Origin of the sequence: Microcoleus sp. AT9b-C3 (assembly GCF_036705485.1) — a bacterium.
GTDB lineage: Bacteria > Cyanobacteriota > Cyanobacteriia > Cyanobacteriales > Microcoleaceae > Microcoleus.
In genome coordinates this window covers 176,164-197,961 of the sequence record NZ_JAUBUR010000004.1, presented here as the reverse complement: position 1 = coordinate 197,961, position 21,798 = coordinate 176,164, and the positions used below count along the sequence as shown (strand labels likewise).

Sequence of the window (21,798 nt, the reverse complement as noted above, 5' to 3'; positions counted from 1 at the left end):
AAGCCTTAATGCGTTACTTAATCGTGGCTAGCTGAGCCTCAGCATAAATAAACTGTCCCAAAGCATTAGCTTTCCGGGAAGGCTGAGCCAAGTGAGCCTTAAGATTGGCGTCTTTAAGCAAAGGTTGCAACACCTCCCAGAAAAACTCGCCGCCCCCGCCAGTCAGAACAACATCCGTCACACGTTCCGGCAGCCACTGCACCAAACGTTCGGACAGTTCGTTAGCGAAAGCCTCTCGCAAATCCTTAATAATCGGATCTAAATTAGTCGGCTTAGTCGCTCCTCTCGGACGGTAGAAACGCTGGCCTTCCGGTTTATTCACCGCTTCCAGTAAAGACAGAGATTGAGGGTCTGCTCCCGGAATCTTTGAGGCAACTTGTTCGTAGAACTTGTTCATTGCGAAGGAATCGCTCTTAGAAGCTGCCCGGGCGAACCGGAAACGATCGACCATTAACAAATCGGTAGTTTGGTGTCCGATATCCACAACAGCCACCGACAGTTCGGGCAACTCCGGCGTAAACTCCTTGTTATCTTGAGCCTCGCACCAAATCAGGCTGCCGAACCCTTCCGGCATCACCCAAACGTGACTGATATTAATATCGACACGCTCGCCCCGGTACACCACAACGTGGGGAGAGCGCAGTTGGCTGATAATCTCTTCCTTTTCCTTCTCAAACTGATCCTGCGAATAAAACGGCAAACCCAGCACAACTGCTATTTCGCCCTTCATCTGGAAATATCCAGCACAGGAAAAGACCTTAACCAAAGCATCTACTACTTTCGACTGGTCAGCGCCACCGAGATTAGCGCCAAAATCTGCAGCCAATTGACCTATAGCGTAACCCTTGCCCTGGTACTCCAGCCACATATCCAACAGAGGGTCTGTTGCTTTGGACTCAAAGCTGCCACCCCGCACCTTTTCCACGGGCATAGTAGCCACGTTGGCAGGGATGAAAACAACGCTACTCGGGTTGCGACTCACGCAAGCTTTAGTTGCCGTCCGACCCAAATCAGCACTAATAATCGATTTGTTAGAAGCGACTTTAGTCTGCTGGGTCAGCATAGCCGAATTAGGAACAAGCTGTCTAGTTGTCATTGAAATGTGTTACCTCACTGAGCCTCACCATTATCATGCCTTATCCCTTGACACTGCCACGCTTAAAGACAGTGGGTGAAAGCGGCGATTCTTCTAACTCTACCTAGATCGGTATCGAAATCAGCACCAAACATTATATTCGGGACGATCGCCCTTAATAGATTTTAGATTTTAGATTTTAGATTTTAGATTTTAGATTTTAGACTTTAGATTTTAGAGGCGACAACAGGGGCCGCGGTCCGGGGGCTTGTACCCTGGATGGTTTCGGTCGAGGAGTATTCTCGATCGATCGCGGCAATACGGCCTGTTGCCTGAGAGTGCATTGTTAAGTTAAATTTAGTTAAGATTCTGAGTGTAAACTTTTGTCGCACTTCTCCGACACCGCGATCTTACCCGATCTGTCCCCAATTCAAGGCATCCGCATTTATGAAAATTTCTTGGCGAACTATACTACTTTGGACTTTACCCGCCTTAGTCATCGGCTTTTTCTTGTGGCAGGGGGCCTTTGCCCCATCCCCCGCAGAAATGAGCAAGAACACCGCCAGCACCCGCCTGAGCTACGGTAGATTCTTAGATTACTTAAACGCCGGTCGAGTGACCAGCGTTGACCTTTACGACGGAGGTCGGACGGCTATTGTCCTAGCAGTCGATCCCGAACTGGACAATCACGAGCAGCGGTGGCGGGTAGACTTGCCCTCAAATGCCCCGGAACTGGTTTCTAGGCTCAGAGACTCCAAAATCAGCTTCGACACTCACCCACTACGCAACGACGGCGCTGTCTGGGGACTTTTAGGCAATCTAGTGTTTCCCCTCTTATTAGTAGGAGGCCTGTTTTTCCTCTTCCGCCGCGGTGGCAACGTTCCCGGCGGCCCGGGCCAAGCCATGAATTTTGGCAAATCCAAAGCTCGCTTTCAAATGGAAGCTAAAACAGGCGTACTGTTCGACGACGTAGCAGGCGTTGAGGAAGCCAAAGAAGAACTTCAAGAAGTGGTGACATTCCTCAAAAAACCCGAACGCTTCACCGCAGTCGGGGCGAAGATTCCCAAAGGCGTGCTGCTAGTGGGCCCTCCCGGAACCGGTAAAACCCTGCTGGCAAAAGCCATCGCAGGCGAAGCCGGCGTACCTTTCTTCAGCATCTCCGGTTCGGAATTTGTCGAAATGTTCGTCGGTGTCGGCGCTTCCCGCGTTCGGGACTTGTTCAAGAAAGCTAAAGAAAATGCTCCTTGCATCATCTTTATCGATGAAATCGATGCAGTCGGCCGCCAGCGCGGCGCAGGTATCGGCGGCGGTAACGACGAACGGGAACAAACCCTGAACCAGTTGCTGACGGAAATGGACGGTTTTGAGGGCAATACTGGCATTATCATCATTGCTGCCACGAACCGCCCCGACGTGCTCGACTCAGCGTTGCTGCGTCCGGGACGTTTTGACCGCCAAGTTACCGTAGATACGCCGGATATTAAAGGTCGCTTGGAAATTTTGGAAGTTCACGCGCGCAACAAGAAGCTGTCTGCAGAGATTTCTTTGGACGCCATCGCCCGCCGTACTCCTGGCTTTACCGGCGCTGATTTGGCTAACTTGCTCAACGAAGCCGCTATTTTAACCGCCCGCCGCCGAAAAGAAGCGATTACGATGCTCGAAATTGACGATGCAGTCGATCGCGTGGTAGCAGGTATGGAAGGCACTCCTTTGGTAGACAGCAAGAGCAAGCGCTTGATTGCTTACCACGAAATCGGCCACGCGATCGTCGGTACAATCATTCAAGCCCACGATCCAGTTCAAAAAGTTACCTTAGTTCCTCGCGGACAGGCCCGCGGCTTGACTTGGTTCATGCCCAGCGAAGACCAAGGTTTGATTTCTCGATCGCAAATTTTAGCCCGAATTAGCGGTGCTTTAGGTGGCCGCGCAGCCGAAGAAGTAGTTTTCGGCGATGCCGAAGTAACCACCGGTGCCGGCAACGACTTGCAGCAAGTAAGCGGCATGGCGCGGCAAATGGTGACTCGCTATGGGATGTCTACCTTGGGCCCGATCGCCCTGGAAGCCCAGCAAAGCGAAATTTTCCTCGGCCGCGACTACACAGCGCGATCGGAATATTCCGAAGAAATAGCCTCTCGGATTGACGGACAAGTTCGAGCAATTGTCGATCACTGCTACGACGATGCCCGCCGAATTATTCGCGAAAATCGCACCGTGATCGATCGCTTAGTCGATTTGTTGATCGAAAAAGAAACCATCGACGGCGAAGAGTTGCGCCTAATCGTCTCTGAATACACTTTTGTTCCTGAAAAAGAACAATACGTTCCTCAGCTTTAAAAAGAAGAGTGAATATTGAGGGCGAATAGAATTCGCTGCTATACAAACAAAGTCCGCCTGCGCGGACTGAAGAAATTCAACCCGCGCAGGCGGGTTTTGTCTGTGTAGCAGCGGTTTCAACCGCCGAGTCATTCGATTTTAGATTTTAGATTTTAGATTTTGGATTGAGTCCACGGATAAATGCGGGGGCTTGAGGATTTTAGATTTTAGATTTTGGATTGATTCCACGGATAAATGACGTGGCGGGTACCACCTTTGAAATTCGCTTGTCAAAAGAAACTTCTTCCTGCAGCTATATGATTAAGAGTTCATCGATTTGTTTGATAGTAATTTCAACATTAATTTCCGTCACTACTTTGAGCGCCAGCGCCGAGAAATTAAGATGTTTTGTAGATATTTGCATCGACCCCAGCAGCGTTGAATTAAGTAAATCGGATATTCCCGGTGCTCCTTCTTATCCAGTCAGAACTATTTTAGGAACTCAACAGTTTAGTAACGAGAAATTGTTGGCGCAAATGGAAGTTAACTGCCAGCAGCGACAGTTTAGAACTGTCAGAGTTAGCGAAGATGGCGAAAATTGGTCGAATTTTGATCCGAGATGGATTTTAGTCGATCGCAAGTCGTCTTTGTCTCGGCTGGTTGACTATACTTGTCAGTTGACAGTTGACAGTTGACAGTTGATAGTTGATAGTTGACAGTTGACAGTTGATAGCGACCTCTACCTCGAAGGAAGAAGATTAGAGTAATGAATAGTCTTCTTTTAATTTCTCCCGATCAGGCTTGGGGCTTTAAACCAATTCTGTCTGGTAAATTGGCGATCGCAGAACAAGAGAATAAATAAGTAAGTAGACCAAGAAAAAAGACACATCACCTATATCTTCAACCCTAGGCTTGCGGGTGCAAGTCTGACAAGCAGCACTTGAAACCGCCGAGTGTTAATATTAAACTCAATCTAAAATCTAAAATCTAAAATCTAAAATCGAATGACAAACCCCACCGAATACCGGCAAAGACGCGAACAGTTAATGGCAAAAATTGGCAGTGGGACGGCGATATTTCGCAGCGCCCCCGCAGCCGTCATGCACAACGATGTAGAATACGCCTATCGGCAAGATAGCGATTTTTTCTACTTAACCGGTTTCAATGAAGCTGCGGCGGTAGCAGTGCTCGCGCCGCACCACGAAGAACACAAATTTGTGTTGTTTGTGCAGCCAAAAGACTTGGAAAAAGAAACTTGGCACGGTTATCGCGCCGGAGTAGAAGGGGCTAAGGAATTGTACGGCGCGGATGAAGCTTTCCCGATTAAGGAACTTGCCGAAAAACTGCCGAAATATTTAGAAAAAGCCGATCGAATATACTATCACTTCGGGCGCGATCGTAGTTTCGACCAAACAGTTCTCAATCACTGGCAGCGCTTGATGGCAACCTACCCGAAACGCGGCACAGGCCCGACAGCAATCGAAGATTCCAACATTATTTTACACCCGATGCGGCTGGTGAAAAGCGAAACAGAATTAGCATTAATGCGAAAAGCGGCTAATATTTCAGTTGCAGCGCACAACCGCGCCCAAGAATTCGCCCAACCTGGCAGATACGAATATGAAATTCAAGCAGAAATCGAACATATTTTTGGCATGAATGGCTGCACTCCCGCTTACCCTTCAATTGTTGCATCCGGTTACAATTCCTGCGTCCTCCACTACATCGAAAACAACCGCCAAATGCAGGAAAACGATTTGTTGCTAATAGATGCCGGTTGTGCTTGTGGCTATTACAACGCTGATATTACTCGCACCTTTCCTGTTAGCGGCAAATTTACAACTGAACAACAGATAATTTATGACTTAGTTTTGCAAGCACAATTGCAGGCAATTAGTCAAGTATATCCGGGAAATCCTTACAGCAAAATTCATGAAACAGCAGTGCGCGTTTTGGTGGAAGGCTTAATGGATTTAAAACTTTTGGTGGGCGACATTGAAGAGATAATTAAAGAAGAGAAATACAAGCCATTTTATATGCACCGCACTGGTCATTGGCTGGGACTGGATGTGCACGATGTCGGCGTTTATCAGTACGGTGAAAATCCGCAAGTTTTGCAGGCAGGACAAGTGCTGACTGTGGAACCGGGGATTTATATTTCTCCTTATATTAAACCAGTTGAAGGACAGCCGGAGGTTCCTGAAAAATGGCGCGGTATTGGCGTGAGAATTGAAGATGATGTTTTGGTGACACTTGAGGGCCATGAAGTCTTGACGGCGGGAGTTCCTAAATGAAGGAAGAAGGCAGAAGTTAAGAAAAACTTTTGCTAATCCAGTTAAGGCTTGAGCTTTGTTAGTATGGGCTTGAAAAAGCTCAAGCCCGCAACTGCAAAACATAGAGCATTATGTGTATTGATCCTACAAAGGGCGATCGACCTCTGGAAACCTGCGAAGCATTAGTAGCAGAGCAAAAAGTAAAAATTCTGCAACTAGAAGAGGATTTGCAGCAGCAGAGAGAATTGTGCCAGAAATTAGAAGCACAACTCAAAGCAGTCGAGAATGCTGGCTTTTCGGGTTCCGTAACTGAATTTGATATCACCGAGGACGATCGCCTTCGGTTAATCGCATCTCTGGAAAAAAGCCAGGAAATGTACCGAACTCTCATCAAACATTATCCGAATGGTTCGGTGTTTTTGTTCGATTGCGATTTGCGCTATACTCTGGTTGACGGCCAAGGTTTGGCAGTAGTTGGTTTGTCTAAAGAACTGTTGGAAGGCAAAACATTGTGGGAAGTATCGCCACCTGAAGATTTGCCCCTTTTTGAGATTACATATCGCGCTGCTTTGGCAGGCAAAGAGAATAATTTTGAATATAAATACGGCGGCCGCGTTTATTCAACAACAATTGCGCCCGTCAAAAACGACCGGGAAGAAATTTTTGCAGGAATGGTCGTTACTCAAGATATTACCGAAAAAAAACAGGCAGAAATAGCGCTAGAAGAAATCAAAAATCAGCTAGAAATTAAATATCAAAAGCGCACTGAAGACTTGAAAACAGCCAACAATCAATTGCAGGAAGAAATTCTCTCTCGCGGGCGGGCCGAAGAAGCTCTGCGGGAAAGCCAGGAACAGCTAGAATTCTTTTTCTCTCAATCTTTAGAGGGTTTTTTCTTTATGATGCTGGAGGAACCAGTGCACTGGGACGATACAGTTGACAAAGAAAAAGTCTTGGATTACGTATTTGCTAAAGGACGAGTAACGAAGGCAAACGATGCTTTGATAGCTCAATACGAAGGTAGTAGAGAAGAGTTTATTGGCAGGACGCTTTACTCTTTTTTATCGCACAACTTGACTGGCGGTAGAGAGATAATCAGGGAATTTTTTGATGCTGGCAGAATTCACGTCGAAAATGACAATCGCAAGTTTGATGGGACTTTAATTTGGGTGGAAGGCGACTATATTTGCATTTACGATTCTCAAAGCAGAATCGTGGGGTACTTTGGCGTGCAGCGCGATATTAGCGATCGCAAAAAAACCGAAGCAGCGCTGAAAGAAAGCGAAGAAAGGTTCCGACAGCTAGCCGAAAACATTGAAAGCGTGTTTTGGATGGTCAACGTTCAACCCCATGAAATTATTTATATCAGTCCGGCTTACGAAAAAATTTGGGGCAGAAGCTGCGCTGATTTGTATGCTTACGGGCACTTTTTTGCAGATTCCCTCCATCCAGAAGATCGCGAGCGGGTTATTGCTAATGTAACTAAACAAATTGAGTCTGAAGACGAGATAGAATATCGAATTGTCAGGCCGGACGGTCAAATCCGCTGGATTCGCGATCGGGCTTTTCCGATTAGAAATCCATCTGATAAAGTTTACCGCATCGTGGGCATTGCAGTAGATATTACCGCACGCAAACAGTCAGAGAAAACCATCCGCGAAAGTGAAGAACGCTTCCGCCAGTTAGCAGAACATATCCAAGATTCCTTCTGGCTAATGTCTGCGGAATTCACCGATTTATTGTATCTGAGTCCAGCTTACGAGCAAATCTGGGGGCGGAGTCGCGAAGAATTGTATGCTGAGCCCTTAAAAATGATGGAGTGGGTGCATCCAGAAGATAAACATTTCTTGGAAGAGGCAATGGGGCGAGTGTTGCAGGGCGAGTCCACCAATATCGAATATCGGATTTTTCTGCCAGACGGCATAATTCGCTGGGTGTGCGATCGAGCTTTTCCCATTTACGACGAATCGGGCAAAATTTACCGCATCGCCGGTATTTGCGAAGATATCAGCGATCGCAAATTGACCGAAGCCCGCATCCAAGCAGCACTCCGCGAAAAAGAAGTATTGCTCAAAGAAATTCACCACCGAGTCAAAAATAATATGCAGGTAATTTCCAGCTTGCTGCAACTTCAAGCTCAATACATTGAAGACGAAGCAACGCTAACTTTATTTGAAGAAAGCCAGACCCGCATCCATTCAATGGCTTTGATTCACGAGCAACTTTATCAATCCGAACATCTCGATTGCATCGACCTTCCCCCCTACGTCGAGAACTTGGTTGCTAATTTATATCAATCTTTTGGTTGTGGTAACACAGCCATCCAATTCAATCTCAACGTTGACCCCATTTATTTAAACATAGAAACAGCAATTCCTTGCGGTTTAATTATTAACGAGTTGGTTTCTAATTCCTTAAAATATGCTTTCATTAAAAGTTTAACAGGTTTGATTACTGTTAGCTTTTGTGAAATAAATTCACAGCAATTTAAATTAATTATTCAAGATAACGGTAGCGGTTTTCCGGCTGATTTTGACGTAGAAAATACTGAAACATTAGGATTACGATTAGTGAGAATGTTGGCTTATCAATTAGAGGCAACTATTGCAATTGACAGTAAGTGTGGGATCTGCTACACTCTAGTTTTTAAACAGTTAAATTATCGGCAGCGCATTTAAGGAAAAATGAACCCTATAAAAATTTTGGTTGTAGAAGACGAAGTTATTGTAGCCCAAGACATAGCAGGTCGATTAAAAAAACTCGGATATGCAGTAACAGCTACAGTTTCTTCAGGAGCAGAAGCAATTCAAAAAGCTATAGAAAACCCGCCAGATTTGGTGTTGATGGATATTGTGCTTAAAGGTGACATGGACGGAGTAACAGCGGCAGAAAAAATCCGAACTAATAGGAATGTGCCGACAGTATTTTTAACAGCTTATGCCGACGATCAAACGCTGCAAAGAGCGAAACTTACAGATCCATTCGGTTATATTATCAAACCATTTCAACAAAATGATTTGCGGGTGGCGATCGAGATTGCCCTGCACAGACACGAAATCGAAACCAAGATGCGAGAATCTCTCAAAGCTGCGGAAGCAGTCAGAGAGTCGGTGGAAGAAAAATCGCACCGCCAAAACCAGTATATTTCAATGGCCGCTCACGAATTGCGCAACCCGCTCAACGCGATTTTAATTTCTGCGGAACTTCTGGATCTCGATCGAACTCGCAGCAGTGACGAAGCCCAAGTTAGAACCCTGCGGCTGGTGCACTCAGCTACCCAAAAGATGAACCAGCTAATCGACGATATGCTGTTCATGGGCAGAGCAGAATCAGGCCAACTCAAATGCAATCCATTACCGATAAATTTAGTCGAATTTTGTCAAGACTTGCTCGCTCAATTGCAGTTAGGAAATGAAGCCAAGCACAAACTAACATTAATCCCGTCAGATGTTACCAGCGCGATGTTAGATCAACAATTGCTGCACGGCATCCTTTCTAACTTAATCGTCAACGCCATCAAATATTCCCCAAACGGCGGGCAAGTCACCTTGGAATTGGAATACCGTCAAGCAGGGGAGGGAGACAAAGAAGCTATTTTCTGCTTGTCTCCTCAGTGTTTGTTTGGTAATTCCCTATTTACAAATATTAACTCTCCCTTACTAATTCTGCGTATCCGAGACGAAGGTATCGGTATCCCAGAAACTGAAGTAGGGAAAATATTTGAAATGTTTTACCGCTGCAAGAATACTGGAAAGATTAAAGGTAATGGTTTGGGATTAACAATTGTTAAAAAAGCTGTGGAATTGCAAGGAGGGGCGATCGCCTGCGAAAGCAAAATGGGCGTCGGTACAACCTTCACAGTCGCGCTTCCTTACGTAGCACTTTCCTGTAGGACTCAACGAGAAACAACTTAAACACCACTACAAACACTAATCAAAGTGTTGCAAAATCCACTCCACCGCTGCGGCTAAATTTGCTGCAATAAAATCCGGTTTAGTATGGTGCTGATACTCCCCACTCAACACACTTTCTCCGTAACCAGTCTGCACCAAAATACCAGTACAGCCGGCATTGTGAGCCATATCAACATCAGTCGCTTTATCCCCGACCATAAAACTATTTCGCAAGTCTAAATCCTGTTCCCAAGCGGCCGCTACCAACATCCCTGTATTCGGTTTTCGCCACGTTGTATACCGCGTAAATTCTGGGTTGGTTCCGCCTTCGGCTGCGCTTAAATAAGGACAGTAATAAAGAGCATCTAACTTGGCTCCTGCTTCATTTTCTAATAGCTGACAAAGGCGTTTGTGCAAAGCTTCTACGTGGCTAACTGGATAATAATCCCTCGCCGGGCCGGATTGATTGGAAACCAAACAGCAAAATATTTGTTTGTCATTTAAACGGCGTACAGCTTGTGCTACTCCGGGGATTAAATGCAAATCTTCTACTTTGTGAATGTAGCCGGCTTCGATATTGAGAACGCCATCTCTGTCAAGAAATACTGCTCGTTTCATTGTTGTACTATATTTGATATAACTCGGCGATTGAAATCGCGTCTACACAAACAAAGTCCGCCTGCGCGGATTGAAGAGAAGAAATGCAAGTCTAGGTAAACTCGTCATTCTAAAAGAGATTGTTTTTCCAGCCATTCGCGGAAACTAGCATGATAGAAACTATAGCAAATTTCTCCTCCGATTTCCTGCTTATTTAAGAATTCGATCCAATCATCTAACGCTTTTTCAACATCGTATTCATCCTCATCAATTATATTGGCGATCGCACTTACAGATAAACTTGCTGTTGATTGTACCAAAATATTCACCACAGACAACTCGATCGCCGATAAGCCATCACCTCTCATCCGCAGCCAGTGGTTTTGATAATACGCTGCTAAACCGGGAGGAAGTTCACAGACAAGTGAGGACTCCCCCAGATTAGCATCGGGGTGTGAATTCTCGTTAATGGCAGGTAACATCTGAGTCAGATACATGAAATTGTTTTCGCTGACAGTGGCGAGTTGTTGGCCGAATTCCGGTTGAGTTAAATCGGGTGCGGTTGATAGGTATTGCTGAATGTAGTTAAGGGCATCTTCGCGATTTTGGGCGGGATAATCTCTTAAATCGAGAGTTTGAGAGGGCGTTTCAATTAACAAACCAGATTTTTCTCTCAAAAACGGGCGGCGGGCGAGGATAAAATAAGTACGATCGCCCAAATATCTCGGCAGATAAAACAGATTGGTACTGGGAGGCTGACTCGTGCGGGCGATCGCGTCTACAGAATCAATGACAATTATCAACCGTTGGCGATCGTTTAATTTATCGCTAATTTGCTGAAGCAACAAAGACAGAAACCAACTCCCATCATCGGATTCGAGATTTTGAAGTTGAGATTTGAGCTTGAGGATTTCGGATGTTTCCCCATTGGCGGCAAGGTATTTGTCAATCAGTTGAGTGCAGACAGAAGCGAGAAAATCTTCAGCTCGATTTTTGCCCTCAACTGCAGCGTTGTAATAGATACTGCGAGGATGGGCCCTGACATATTGGGCGAGGATGGAACTTTTGCCGCAGCCGGGAGTGCCGACAATTGTGAAATAACCGCGGCTGTGGGAGTGCAGAAAGTCGGATATCGCAGAAAAAACAAACTTGCGCCCGACAAAATTCTCGGTTTTTTCTCGCAGGAGTTGCTGAAATTCCTTTGGGTCAGCAACGGTATAGATGGGAAGTGATTTCAGCCCTTCTAGCTGCAGGAAATGTACGCGGCCGGATTCGTCGCCTGCCACAATTGTGACTCCATCGGGGGCGATCGCGCAAGATGCGATCGGGCTTTCAGCCGTGAAACTGGCAATAACCTTTCCACTCGACAAATCCCAGACTTTGATAGTATTGTTTGAACCAAGAATCACACGTTTGCCATCAGCATTGACAACTCTCCATGCCTAAAGGCGAAAAGATTTATAAGACCATAATTTAAGTCTTACAGGTGCTGACAAGTCACCTCTACCAACTCCACTTAAATCGAGTCCAAGTATTGTTGCTACTTTTCGGCCAATATTTGCACATCCATTACAATCTGCATTAATCAACCATCCTTTTGCTGTGCGATATAATCCACGTTTGATTCTCGCACCGCTTGATTTCCACCCTTCAGGTTTTGCGCCGAATTTAGGCAGTTCATCAAGATCGACAAACGAGGCTTTGGATGTGTACGATTCTTCAGTTTCTACAAACTTAATTCCGTACTGTTCGCACAATTGAGCGATTCTATCTTTCAATCGACTTGTCGGAATCTGTACAAACTTTTGATTGGTATTTTTACCTAACTTGATAGAATCTTTTTGCCCTTTGTTCCAGCCGAATACAATTGTACCAATTTTGTTAGTTAGGCAATGGTCGATTACTTTACGAGCAGCTTTGTTAATAGCATCTCGTATCGTTCGATTCCTTTTTTCGGTCAATCGTTCCAATCTTTTAGACCAGAATCCATTATCTTTCCCCGACATCAACGCTGCAACTCGCTTGTTGTAGCCTTGGTTTATAGATTTGAGATGCCTTCCATCTACAATAAATGAAGTTCCCACGTTACTAACGCAAGTTATCCAATTGTCCATCCCGTGGTCAATCATTAATGCCGATTCGGGATTTACATCAGTTTGGATAGCTTGTTTTTGATAAACTAGCTCTAAATAGAAACATCCATTTCTCGGTAATATTCTGTACTCCCTAATAGAAGAATGTTCTAGGTTTAACGGCATTGGAAGGTAGAAGGAATCCATGCCAAACCAGGCTTTAACTTTATTACCTAGTGGAAACCGCAGCATTCCATCTTTGAGCCTTACCGACCTACCTGTAAATGTTACAAGAGCAAGTCCGCCTTGACGATATCCAGGAAGCTTAGGGCGTTGTGTTACACTCCCTTCTTTGATCCCACTTAATAATCCTAAATAGGATTGAAAAGATTCTGCTACGCTAGTTAGGATCTGTTGTGCGGTATCGGAATAGAAAGCTTTGTAATGGATGTTCTGATTTTCCGTACCTAAGACTTTATGCAATTTGGCGCGATTAGGCACTTTCCCTGTTTTGAAAAATAGTTGGCGGGAGTAATAAACCCCACAATTGATCAATTTAGAGGCTTCGCTACATAAAAATTCTAGAACTGCCACCAAGTCTTTATCTGGGTTGATTAAATTTTGTTGACATCCATACATTATGTTTTTCTAGTTGGTTTATACTATCATAGTATAGCTATTTTAATTCAAAATTACAATCATATTTTTAGCCCGCACGCTTCTCAGTAATTTTTCCCATCTCAGGGCATCATATTATATAAATATTCAGTGATTCGTTGATGAACTTCCTTAAATATCTTCCGCTTTGAATCCATCATTCTTTTGTTTTTAAGAAACTCAAGGAAGCTAGAATGATAAATGCTGTAGCAGATTTCTCCGTCTACATTCTGCTTTTTCAAATACTCAACCAACTCATTTTCTAAAACCTGTGTTACATCGCATTTATCCACCTCGGCTATTCCCGCAATCATCTCGCAGGGAATCGGTGTTCCAATCTCCAGCAAAATATACAATATAATCTCCATCAATTGCGCAGGCTTAGCTTCCATGCCCATCCGCACCCAATGATTTTGATAATACTCTTGCAGCCCGTCAGGCAATTGCTTTAAACTCAAGTCATTGTAATCGCCATTAGCAATCGCAGGTAAAACATACCGCAAATACATAAAATTGTTTTCGCTTTTGTTGGCCAGTTCTTCGACAAAAAAATCATTTGCAATGCTGCGCTCATGAATCCACTTTTTCAATCCATCTTTATAGTCAGAATCGGCATCGATCGCAAACTGGATATACTCTTTAATAACATCCTGATTAAAATTGCCATACTGGCTCAAATATAACTCTTTTACCGGAACTTTCGGAGATACAGACAGCCGCTCATTACCGAGGTTATAAGGTCGCCTCGTTAGTAGGAAATAAACGTTATTTGGCAGAGTTTTTGGCAAATGTAAAAGATTTTGTCCCGGTTCTTGTTCGACTTCATCCAGTGCATCAACTGCAATTACCAAACGTTCGCCAGCAGTGAGTTTTCCCGCCACCTTTGCCAGTAAAGTCGGTAAATCAGCCTCTTCTGAATTTGGCAATTCATAGCGGTCAATTAATTGCTCGCGAATGCTCTTCAAAAACGATTCCGGTCTGTTGCGTCCTTCTACCAGAATATTGAAATAGCAGGGAGATTGATGTTCGGAGACGTATTTGGCAACGATCGAACTTTTGCCCATTCCCGCAGCACCGACGATCGTAAAATAACCGCAAGGATTTGCGCTGATAAATTGCTGAAAATGATCAAAAACAAATTGGCGACCGCAAAATGTCCGAATTTTTTCTGCTATCAGTGATTCAAATTCTAGCGGCAGCGGATTGTAACCGTACCAATCTTGGGGGGCGACAATATCTGTGGGTTGTATACCTAATACTTTAGATATATTGGTCACTAACCCTCTTGCTACGCCCTTGGGACTGTTTTTTGTACCGAGTAAACGCTTAATTGCGTCCGAGGAAACATTAGCTTTCGTCGCTAGTGTTTCGATAGTTAATCCAGCTTTCTTGTATGATTCTCTAAGCTTAATTTTTCCAGTTGCACTCGATTGAACTTTATCGGGTTGACGCATAGTATTCTTTTCGGTAGGGTTGGTGTTTTTTCAAATTTAATCAAGTAGTTTAATTTAATTTAAATTAAATTTAAATACTCATTTATCTTGTGGTTTACTATTTTAAAGATAGCTCGGTTTGATTTCATAATATGTTGAGATTGTATGTATTCAATAAAGTTGGCATTACAGATAGTATAGTAGTGTTTATCAGATATTGTTTTGTGTTTCAAATACTTAAGCCAATCCTTCAAAACATCTTCAATATAAGATTCCTCTTCACCGGCAATTACATGAAGTTGATCGATAGGAATCTGACACCCACCCTTATAAACCAATATATACAATAGAATTTGCCTTCTTGATTCATCTTTATGATTCTGCATTCCCATGTCCAGCCAATGAGTTTGATAGTAGCTGCTCAGATCGGGCGATAACTTATTAAAAATTGGTTGCTCATAAAATTCATTAACAATAGCTTTTATTAAATAATTGAGACATCTAAAATTATTTTCACTTTTTTTAGCTATCATATCAATAATTGCTTCTCTGGTGAGATTGTGGCTGTTGATCCAACAGTTAATTTTCCTATTTAATTGATTGTCTTGCTCGTTAACATATGATATATATTGAGTCACATCTTTATAGTTGAATTCCATATAATCTTGAGAATTTAAATTAAATTTATATACTTCAGTACCTGAGCCCGTACTCAAACAATCTTTATTAAGATTATAATAATCGGTATCGGTCCTAAGATTAGAAGGTTGTCTTGTTAGAAAAAAATAAACTCCATCTGGCAGATTTTTAGGTAAATATAAAATATTTTTTCCTCCTGCTGTGTATTGATTAACTTCATCAAGATTGTCAACAACAATTACTAAGGGTTTACTAAATTTCGGGTTGTTTTTAACTTTAGATAGCAAAGAAGGTAAGTTATCTTCTTCTGAATTATCCAAATTATAACGGTTAATAAGTTGTTGGCGAATACAACTTAAAAATTGCTCTGGTTTATTTTCATTTCCCTCTAAAAAAAAGTAACAAATTACCCCTAGATTGTCATAAATATACTTGGCAGCGAGAGAGGTTTTACCAATTCCTGCATACCCTTCTAATATAAAATAACCTTTGGCATTGGTGCTGATAAATTTCTCAAAAGCTTCAAAAACAAATCGACGACCGCAAAATGTCCTATTTTGTTCTTCTATTAACGATCTAAATTGTTCTGGGTAGGGAAATAAGTTAGAAGGTTGCTCCTCAGTTACTGGTTGTGGTGGTTGATAATACTTCTTTTTTAATTCAGTATGCAAAAACTTCAACTTGCCTGCACTTTTTTTGTCAATAAGTAGAGGGAAACTCATTTCAAATATTTTGTAAATATCTTTCATCCGCCCTTTTACAGCAGGTATTCCGATGTTTAATTTGGCTCTAATCTCTTCCTGAGTTGCTGGTGCTTTATCAGAAAAGGGCAGTGCTTCTAATAATGTCTCTGTTTGTTCCCCAGATAACCCATGTCTCCCAGCTTGGTCTTCAATAAATTCCTTCCACTTCATCTAGGTCAACCTGCAATTTCAATCTTTAATTATAACATCTGCAAAAAAACAAGTCAATTAATAATTAATATCTGGCGTTATGTTGGAGTGTACGTTAGTCCAAAAAAAATATTTTTTATACTTTAATTAGATCTTGAATATACTTTGGATATACCTACTTTTAATATACCAATGTCTATACCTCTAGTCAACTTAACTCCATTCAAGTCATGCCAGAATTTCATTATCCACAAAACAATTACTTATCTGCCAGAGAGGTCACTAAAATGAATTTTAAGTTATTCGGCAAATCGCACCCTGATGAAGATTATAGCGACATTGCAGAAGAAATACTGGAAGAATGGCTGCGACAAGTTCGCCAAAGCTACAATGTCGCCCTTACCGTCATCGGTACATCGGCAATTCTTGCTTTCGTAGGTGTGGGACTTGTTTATGTTAATCAAGTTCGGGAAGGTGCTATCACTACTGCAGCGGGAGGAGTAACAACTGTTGCCGCCACTCGGTTTGCAAACCAAAAGAAGAAGGAATTACAGGAGATGATGGAGCTTGTTGAAAAACGAAGAGCGAAAGAGGAATTACGGAAAATGATTCCTCGTCCCCAGGCTATGCCTCCTGTGAAGCCGCGATAAGCGAGGCAGAGCCTCTAGATATGGGTTCCCAGGCTTTGCCTGGGAACCAGCTAAATTGTAGGGACACGGCACAGCGCCGTGTCCTGACTTAGATATCCTAGTTTTTAGCCGCCCCAAACCTTCTTTAAAACCTCTTGAGGAGAGATGTCCGCCATTTTGCCAGTAGGAGATTTAATGCCCAAAAATCGATCGCTCTTTGGCAACAATTTCGCCGGTTCAGTCGGGCCAAACAAAGCTATTGTATAAGTTTGAACCGCCACAGCTAAGTGCATCGGCGCACTGTCCGTACATATCATCAAATTAGCAGCAGCAATAGTGGCAGCCAACTTGCCGACATCATCCGGCGAGATAACTTTTACATTTGGACATGACTCGACTAACTTTTTCACGAAGTCTGCATCTTCGGGGCCTTTCACAACAACAACGGGCAAATTCGGCTGCCGCTGCTGACAATCTTCAATTATTTGCTTCCAGTTGTCTGTAGGGTAAATTTTGTCAATACCTTTAGACACAGCTAATTGACTCGAACCGCCGTGAATTAGAATGTAACCGCTTTCTTTGATTCCCAACCGCTGCTGTTCGGCTTCCGCCCACTGAATGTCCTGTTTAGGTACATTAATTGCCAGTGGCGGACAAGGATTTTTAATGTTGAATCCTTGCAGCAAATCGTGGTACATTGAAGCCGCGTACTGTTCAGTTTTCAGCGGTATCGCAGCGGTGAGAAATCGAGCGCCGTTGGTTCCCGAATACCCAACTCTCTGCGGAATGCCGGTCAGCCACAGCAGCAGCCCTACAGTCCACCGCTGGCCTAGGGAAATAACTGCTTCGTATTCGCGATCGCGAATTACGCCCAGTAAATTGCCCAAATCTGCCATAGCGTTGCGGTCTTTAAAATTGTACGTCAAGACTTCTTTGACGGATTTGCAGACTCGGTAAGCACCCTTTGCCCTCGGTTCCACGATGACATCAATTTGCGCGTCGGGATAAGACTGCTTGAGGTCATCAAGAGTGGGGAAAAATAAAATTTGGTCGCCAATCCCGCCAGGGACAAGTGCTAGTATTCGCATCATAAACGATCGGGCTATTATTGATCGAGGTAGCTCTCAGAGATCGGCTCTCAACTATCAGCTTATAGTATTTCTAGACCTTAAAAGCTACTGGCTGACAGCTAAACAACTGACTCAAAAGTACAGGACGCTCTTATTATATATATCTAGTTGGGTTAAAAACGGTTAGTAAATGCACTTATTAATTCCTGCAGCGGGTTCGGGGCGACGGATGGGGAGTCAGCGGAACAAACTGCTGTTGACTTTGCTGGAAAAACCTTTGCTGAGTTGGACTTTGGCTGCTGCTGAAGCTTCGCAGCACATTAGCTGGATTGGCATCATGGGCCAGCCAGACGATTTTCCTGATTTTAAAGCAATTCTGAGCGATTTATCTTTGGTCAAGCCCGTGGAACTGATTCAAGGTGGCGCTACCAGGCAAGAGTCAGTTTACAACGGTTTGCAGGCGTTGCCGCCCAATGCCGATCGAGTGTTGATTCACGACGGCGCGAGGTGTTTGGCAACTGCTGAATTGTTCGATCGATCTGCACAGGCCCTCTTGACCTGTCGGGGCTTGATTGTCGCCGTCCCGGTCAAGGATACGATTAAGGTCGTAGATGAGCGTCGGATTGTGCGAGACACCCCAGACAGAAGCAATTTGTGGGCGGCCCAGACTCCCCAAGGATTTGAAGTGAAATTGTTAAAGCAGTGTCACGAAGAAGGGCGACAAAAAGGTTGGGAAGTTACAGACGATGCGGCTTTGTTTGAAAAATGCGGTTTACCAGTCCGAATTGTGGAGGGGGAAGAGACGAATTTGAAAGTCACCACACCCGTAGATTTAGCACTAGCGGAATTTATTTTGCGGCAAAGATACCGTGAATAGTTTTAAATTGTGTAAGGAAAAGTTGGTAATTATCAATGGGAATTGGTAAGCTAACTAAGTCACATTAAAAAAGCAGAATACTCAGATAGCCGACTTCTTCAAGAAGTCGGCTATCTAATAACCATCGCCTTTTAGATTTAATTAAATTAACCTACTTAGTAAGGGCTGGCTGTTGGTCTGACGATAATTTCGCTAACATCAACATCGTCAGGCTGTTCGATCGCAAATACAATCGACCGCGCGATCGCAGCAGCAGGAATAGCTATTCTGCGGAATTCTTGCATTCCCGATCTTGCAGTTTCATCAGTGATGCTCTCGGCTAACTCAGACTCGGTTACTCCAGGAGAAATCACCGTCACCCGAATGTCGCCCCCAACTTCTTGTCTCAAGCCTTCTGAGATGGCTCTAACGGCGAATTTAGTAGCACAGTAAACAGCAGCAGTAGGAGAAACCGCGTGTCCGCCGATTGAAGAAAGATTAATAATCTGACCAGACTTTTGGGCTTTCATCACAGGAAGTGCCGCCGCGATGCCGTACAAAACACCTTTGATATTGACATCAATCATGCGATCCCATTCCTCAACTTTCAGTTGTTCGAGTGCGGATAGGGGCATGATGCCAGCATTGTTAATCAGGACATCTACGCGATCGAACTTACTTTGGGCCAATTGAACGATATCCTCCATTTGACTGCGTTGCGTCACATCTAGAGCCTGGTATTCGACTGTTCCACCCTCCGCACGAATGTCCTTGGCGATCGCTTCTAGGCGATCGGTGCGACGTGCGCCTAAAACAACTTTTGCGCCCTTTTTAGCAAGCAACTTAGCACTGGCTTCACCGATTCCACTACTGGCTCCAGTGATTATGATGACTTTCCCGTTTAAGTTAGACATTGAAATCTCCTATTTTTGTGATGTTACTGGGAATTTGATTTGGTTTTCTTGAAATAGCTCTTTGAGAGTTCCTGCTGCAATCAAGGCACGGGGATAACCTGATGTCACGGTGGTGATATAAATGACTTCCATCAGTTCTTGTGGTGTAACTCCATAATTGAGAGCATATTGTGCATGAAGTTTGAACTGCGGCATCGTGCCCTGTGCGGCAAATCCCCCCAGAGAAATAAGCTGACGGGTTTTATTGTCCAGCACCTCACGCGCCCAGATATCGCCCAACGCATATTTGAGAGTCATGTCGGCAAGTTCTGGGAAATCCCTTTGAAGCTGTTCAAAATGCGGTGGTAGTCCTTTTCCACCCGTAAGACTATTCACAACTCTTTCGCCACGCTCTTGGCGTGTCAGCGTTTGTGAAGGTTGCGGAACTGTTTTTTGCGCTTCCATAGGTGAAGCAATAAAAATTGCTCCCGCTATGGTTAAAGTTAAAACTACCCCTACGGTTAAAGCTAAAAACTTTCCCTTCATGATTTCCCTTATGTTGAGATTAGTTTGAATTACAGAAACTGACCGCCAGAGACTTAGATTCTCTGTGCATTCACCCATCTGTTGTCTTCGGATAGTAAAGCGGCGATCGCACCGCCGATATCATCAGGCATACCGACGCGACCCAAGGCAGTTTGCGAAGCGATAAAGCTGTTAATCTCAGGATTGTCACGCACCGCACCGCCATTAAAATCCGTTTCAATTGCGCCTGGGGCTACCACATTCACAGCAATCTGTCTGTGTCCTAATTCCTTAGCCATGTATCGAGTCAAAACTTCGATCGCTCCTTTCATGCTTGCATAAGCTGCATAGCCAGGTAGAGCAAAACGGGCAAGCCCCGACGAAATATTGACTATCCGTCCTCCATCATTGATCAAAGGCAGAAGTTTCTGCGTGAGGAAGAAAACGCCTTTTACATGAATATTCATCAAGCGATCGAAATCATCTTCGGTGGTATCAGCAAAAGACGCATGAACCCCAATACCAGCATTATTCACGAGGAAATCAAAATGCTCTGTCTGCCATTTATCTTGAAGTGACTCCTTGACTTGTTCCACAAAACCGTCAAAGGTTTTCGTGTTTGAAGTATCCAGTTGCAGGGCAACCGCTTGAGCTCCGATATCGGCGATCGCAGATACGACATTTTTGGCATCCTCATCGCTGTTGTGATATGTCACGATGACATCGACTCCTTTTCTGGCAAGAGTCAAAGCGGTATTTTTGCCAAGTCCTCGGCTCGCCCCTGTTACCAATGCGATTTTTGTCTGGTCTTTGGTCATTGCCTTATCCTTTTACTGTTTCATTCAGATGTGTTCATCGTATGAGTAAAAGCAAGGGTTTTGAATACACAGACCTCGCAATTTATTGCCTAATCCTCCAAACCCATATTTTAGGAATGGCTCAAGATGCTGTATGATGAGCAAAAGGAAATGGTTAAATCAATCAAAAAACTAGCAGGGCAATTGAAATGCTCAACCAAGTAATAAACCAAGATGCAATCGCTAATCAATGTAAAGAATTGGCGGCATTAGTAAGTCGGCACACTGAAGGCAAGGGGAACGGTTTGCATAAAACAGCTATAGATAAGCTGGAATTGACGCGAGAATCTTCAGTTTCCGCAGCACTACATGGTGTTTATGAACCTCTTCTCGCCATCATCGTTCAGGGTCAAAAAGAAGCGTTGCTGGGTGAGGAAACCTATCGTTATGGCGAGGCTCAATATCTTGTGATCTCAGTTGATTTACCTATTAACGGATTTGTTGTAGAGGCTACCCCAGACAAGCCGTATTTAGGATTCAAGCTGAATCTAGATCCACGCCAACTCTGTGACATTATTACTGCCCAAACCAACCCAAGTGCAAATAAGAAAGAAAACTCTGTTAGAGGTTTGTTCGTCAGCACCGCCGATGCACCGTTGCTCGATTGCGCCCTCAGACTGACAAGACTTTTGGATACACCGCAGGATATCCCTATCCTGGCACCGATGATTATCCGCGAAATCTATTATCGTCTTTTAATAGGCGAACAAAGCGAAGCTGTCCGCCAAATCGCAACATCTGGCAGCAATATGCAGCGCATCGCTGAGGTGCTCAAACTGATTAAAACTGATTTTGTAAAACCGATGCGTGTTGAGGATTTGGCAGGACAAGCCAATATGTCTCCTTCATCTTTCCATTACCATTTCAAGGAAGTGACATCGATGAGTCCACTTCAATATCAAAAGCAATTAAGACTATTAGAAGCACGTCGCCTGATGCTTGCCGAAAACTCCGATGCGGCAAATGCTGCGTATCAGGTGGGTTATGAAAGCCCCTCACAGTTCAGCCGCGAATATTCTCGGATGTTCGGTGCGCCGCCGATCCGGGATATTGAGCGTTTGCGTACTGCTTGAGCGTAACTGTTTCGACTATATTAGTTTTGTTCCCGTTAACACAACTGGAG

18 protein-coding genes are annotated in these 21,798 nt (G+C 44.0%); 8 read left to right on the top strand and 10 right to left on the bottom strand.

Annotation, left to right across the window (positions count from 1 at the left end; genetic code table 11):
- Window positions 1-13: 13 nt before the first annotated feature.
- Complete coding sequence (locus tag QUB77_RS05915) at window positions 14-1,096, bottom strand: ParM/StbA family protein (protein WP_333041971.1); 1,083 nt, start codon at window positions 1,094-1,096, stop codon at window positions 14-16.
- A gap of 426 nt (window positions 1,097-1,522) precedes the next feature.
- Here QUB77_RS05915 and ftsH2 point away from each other — a divergent pair, with 426 nt between their 5' ends.
- The 5 genes from ftsH2 (at window position 1,523) to QUB77_RS05890 (ending at window position 9,575) form a co-directional block, all read left to right on the top strand.
- Window positions 1,523-3,409, top strand: coding sequence for an ATP-dependent zinc metalloprotease FtsH2 (gene ftsH2, locus QUB77_RS05910; RefSeq protein WP_333170560.1), 1,887 nt, complete (start codon window positions 1,523-1,525; stop codon window positions 3,407-3,409).
- Between the two features lie 296 nt (window positions 3,410-3,705).
- Window positions 3,706-4,083, top strand: a complete 378-nt coding sequence (locus QUB77_RS05905; RefSeq protein ID WP_333170561.1) for a hypothetical protein — start codon at window positions 3,706-3,708, stop codon at window positions 4,081-4,083.
- 309 nt (window positions 4,084-4,392) lie between these two features.
- Window positions 4,393-5,682: an aminopeptidase P N-terminal domain-containing protein gene (locus QUB77_RS05900; protein ID WP_333170562.1), complete on the top strand. Its 1,290-nt coding sequence runs from the start codon at window positions 4,393-4,395 to the stop codon at window positions 5,680-5,682.
- A gap of 110 nt (window positions 5,683-5,792) precedes the next feature.
- Window positions 5,793-8,339 carry a PAS domain S-box protein gene (locus QUB77_RS05895; RefSeq protein WP_333170563.1) on the top strand — a complete coding sequence of 849 codons (2,547 nt, stop codon included), beginning with the start codon at window positions 5,793-5,795 and terminating at the stop codon, window positions 8,337-8,339.
- A gap of 6 nt (window positions 8,340-8,345) precedes the next feature.
- A complete protein-coding gene (locus tag QUB77_RS05890) occupies window positions 8,346-9,575 on the top strand; it encodes an ATP-binding protein (RefSeq protein ID WP_333170564.1) in 1,230 nt (409 codons plus the stop codon).
- A 15-nt stretch (window positions 9,576-9,590) separates the two neighbouring features.
- Here the strand turns inward: QUB77_RS05890 and QUB77_RS05885 are convergent, their stop codons facing one another.
- From QUB77_RS05885 to QUB77_RS05865, 5 genes are all read right to left on the bottom strand, one after another.
- The gene (locus QUB77_RS05885) at window positions 9,591-10,172 is read right to left on the bottom strand and encodes an HAD family hydrolase (protein WP_333170565.1); all 582 of its coding nucleotides are present in this window, start codon (window positions 10,170-10,172) and stop codon (window positions 9,591-9,593) included.
- A 104-nt stretch (window positions 10,173-10,276) separates the two neighbouring features.
- Complete coding sequence (locus QUB77_RS05880) at window positions 10,277-11,560, bottom strand: AAA family ATPase (protein WP_333170566.1); 1,284 nt, start codon at window positions 11,558-11,560, stop codon at window positions 10,277-10,279.
- A gap of 33 nt (window positions 11,561-11,593) precedes the next feature.
- Complete coding sequence (locus QUB77_RS05875) at window positions 11,594-12,862, bottom strand: transposase (protein ID WP_333170567.1); 1,269 nt, start codon at window positions 12,860-12,862, stop codon at window positions 11,594-11,596.
- Between the two features lie 101 nt (window positions 12,863-12,963).
- Window positions 12,964-14,334 (bottom strand): NACHT domain-containing protein, encoded by a 1,371-nt coding sequence (locus tag QUB77_RS05870; protein ID WP_333170568.1) that lies wholly within the window; start codon window positions 14,332-14,334, stop codon window positions 12,964-12,966.
- Window positions 14,335-14,393: 59 nt separating this feature from the next.
- Window positions 14,394-15,866: a hypothetical protein gene (locus tag QUB77_RS05865; RefSeq protein ID WP_333170569.1), complete on the bottom strand. Its 1,473-nt coding sequence runs from the start codon at window positions 15,864-15,866 to the stop codon at window positions 14,394-14,396.
- A gap of 266 nt (window positions 15,867-16,132) precedes the next feature.
- Here QUB77_RS05865 and QUB77_RS05860 point away from each other — a divergent pair, with 266 nt between their 5' ends.
- Window positions 16,133-16,495 carry a TRADD-N-associated membrane domain-containing protein gene (locus tag QUB77_RS05860; RefSeq protein ID WP_333170570.1) on the top strand — a complete coding sequence of 121 codons (363 nt, stop codon included), beginning with the start codon at window positions 16,133-16,135 and terminating at the stop codon, window positions 16,493-16,495.
- 104 nt (window positions 16,496-16,599) lie between these two features.
- Here the strand turns inward: QUB77_RS05860 and QUB77_RS05855 are convergent, their stop codons facing one another.
- On the bottom strand, window positions 16,600-17,562 hold the full coding sequence (locus QUB77_RS05855) for a glycosyltransferase family 9 protein (RefSeq protein WP_333170845.1): 963 nt from the start codon (window positions 17,560-17,562) through the stop codon (window positions 16,600-16,602).
- A 172-nt stretch (window positions 17,563-17,734) separates the two neighbouring features.
- On the opposite strand from QUB77_RS05855, the gene ispD reads away from it, so the two are divergent.
- Window positions 17,735-18,421 carry a 2-C-methyl-D-erythritol 4-phosphate cytidylyltransferase gene (gene ispD, locus QUB77_RS05850; protein ID WP_333170571.1) on the top strand — a complete coding sequence of 229 codons (687 nt, stop codon included), beginning with the start codon at window positions 17,735-17,737 and terminating at the stop codon, window positions 18,419-18,421.
- A gap of 155 nt (window positions 18,422-18,576) precedes the next feature.
- Here ispD and QUB77_RS05845 read toward each other — a convergent pair whose 3' ends face one another.
- The 3 genes from QUB77_RS05845 to QUB77_RS05835 are packed head-to-tail and all read right to left on the bottom strand — an operon-like array spanning window position 18,577 to window position 20,636.
- The gene (locus tag QUB77_RS05845) at window positions 18,577-19,314 is read right to left on the bottom strand and encodes an SDR family oxidoreductase (protein WP_333170572.1); all 738 of its coding nucleotides are present in this window, start codon (window positions 19,312-19,314) and stop codon (window positions 18,577-18,579) included.
- A 9-nt stretch (window positions 19,315-19,323) separates the two neighbouring features.
- Window positions 19,324-19,839: a carboxymuconolactone decarboxylase family protein gene (locus QUB77_RS05840; protein ID WP_333170573.1), complete on the bottom strand. Its 516-nt coding sequence runs from the start codon at window positions 19,837-19,839 to the stop codon at window positions 19,324-19,326.
- 53 nt (window positions 19,840-19,892) lie between these two features.
- On the bottom strand, window positions 19,893-20,636 hold the full coding sequence (locus tag QUB77_RS05835) for an SDR family oxidoreductase (protein WP_333170574.1): 744 nt from the start codon (window positions 20,634-20,636) through the stop codon (window positions 19,893-19,895).
- A 188-nt stretch (window positions 20,637-20,824) separates the two neighbouring features.
- Here QUB77_RS05835 and QUB77_RS05830 point away from each other — a divergent pair, with 188 nt between their 5' ends.
- On the top strand, window positions 20,825-21,748 hold the full coding sequence (locus tag QUB77_RS05830; RefSeq protein WP_333170575.1) for an AraC family transcriptional regulator: 924 nt from the start codon (window positions 20,825-20,827) through the stop codon (window positions 21,746-21,748).
- Window positions 21,749-21,798 lie beyond the last annotated feature (50 nt).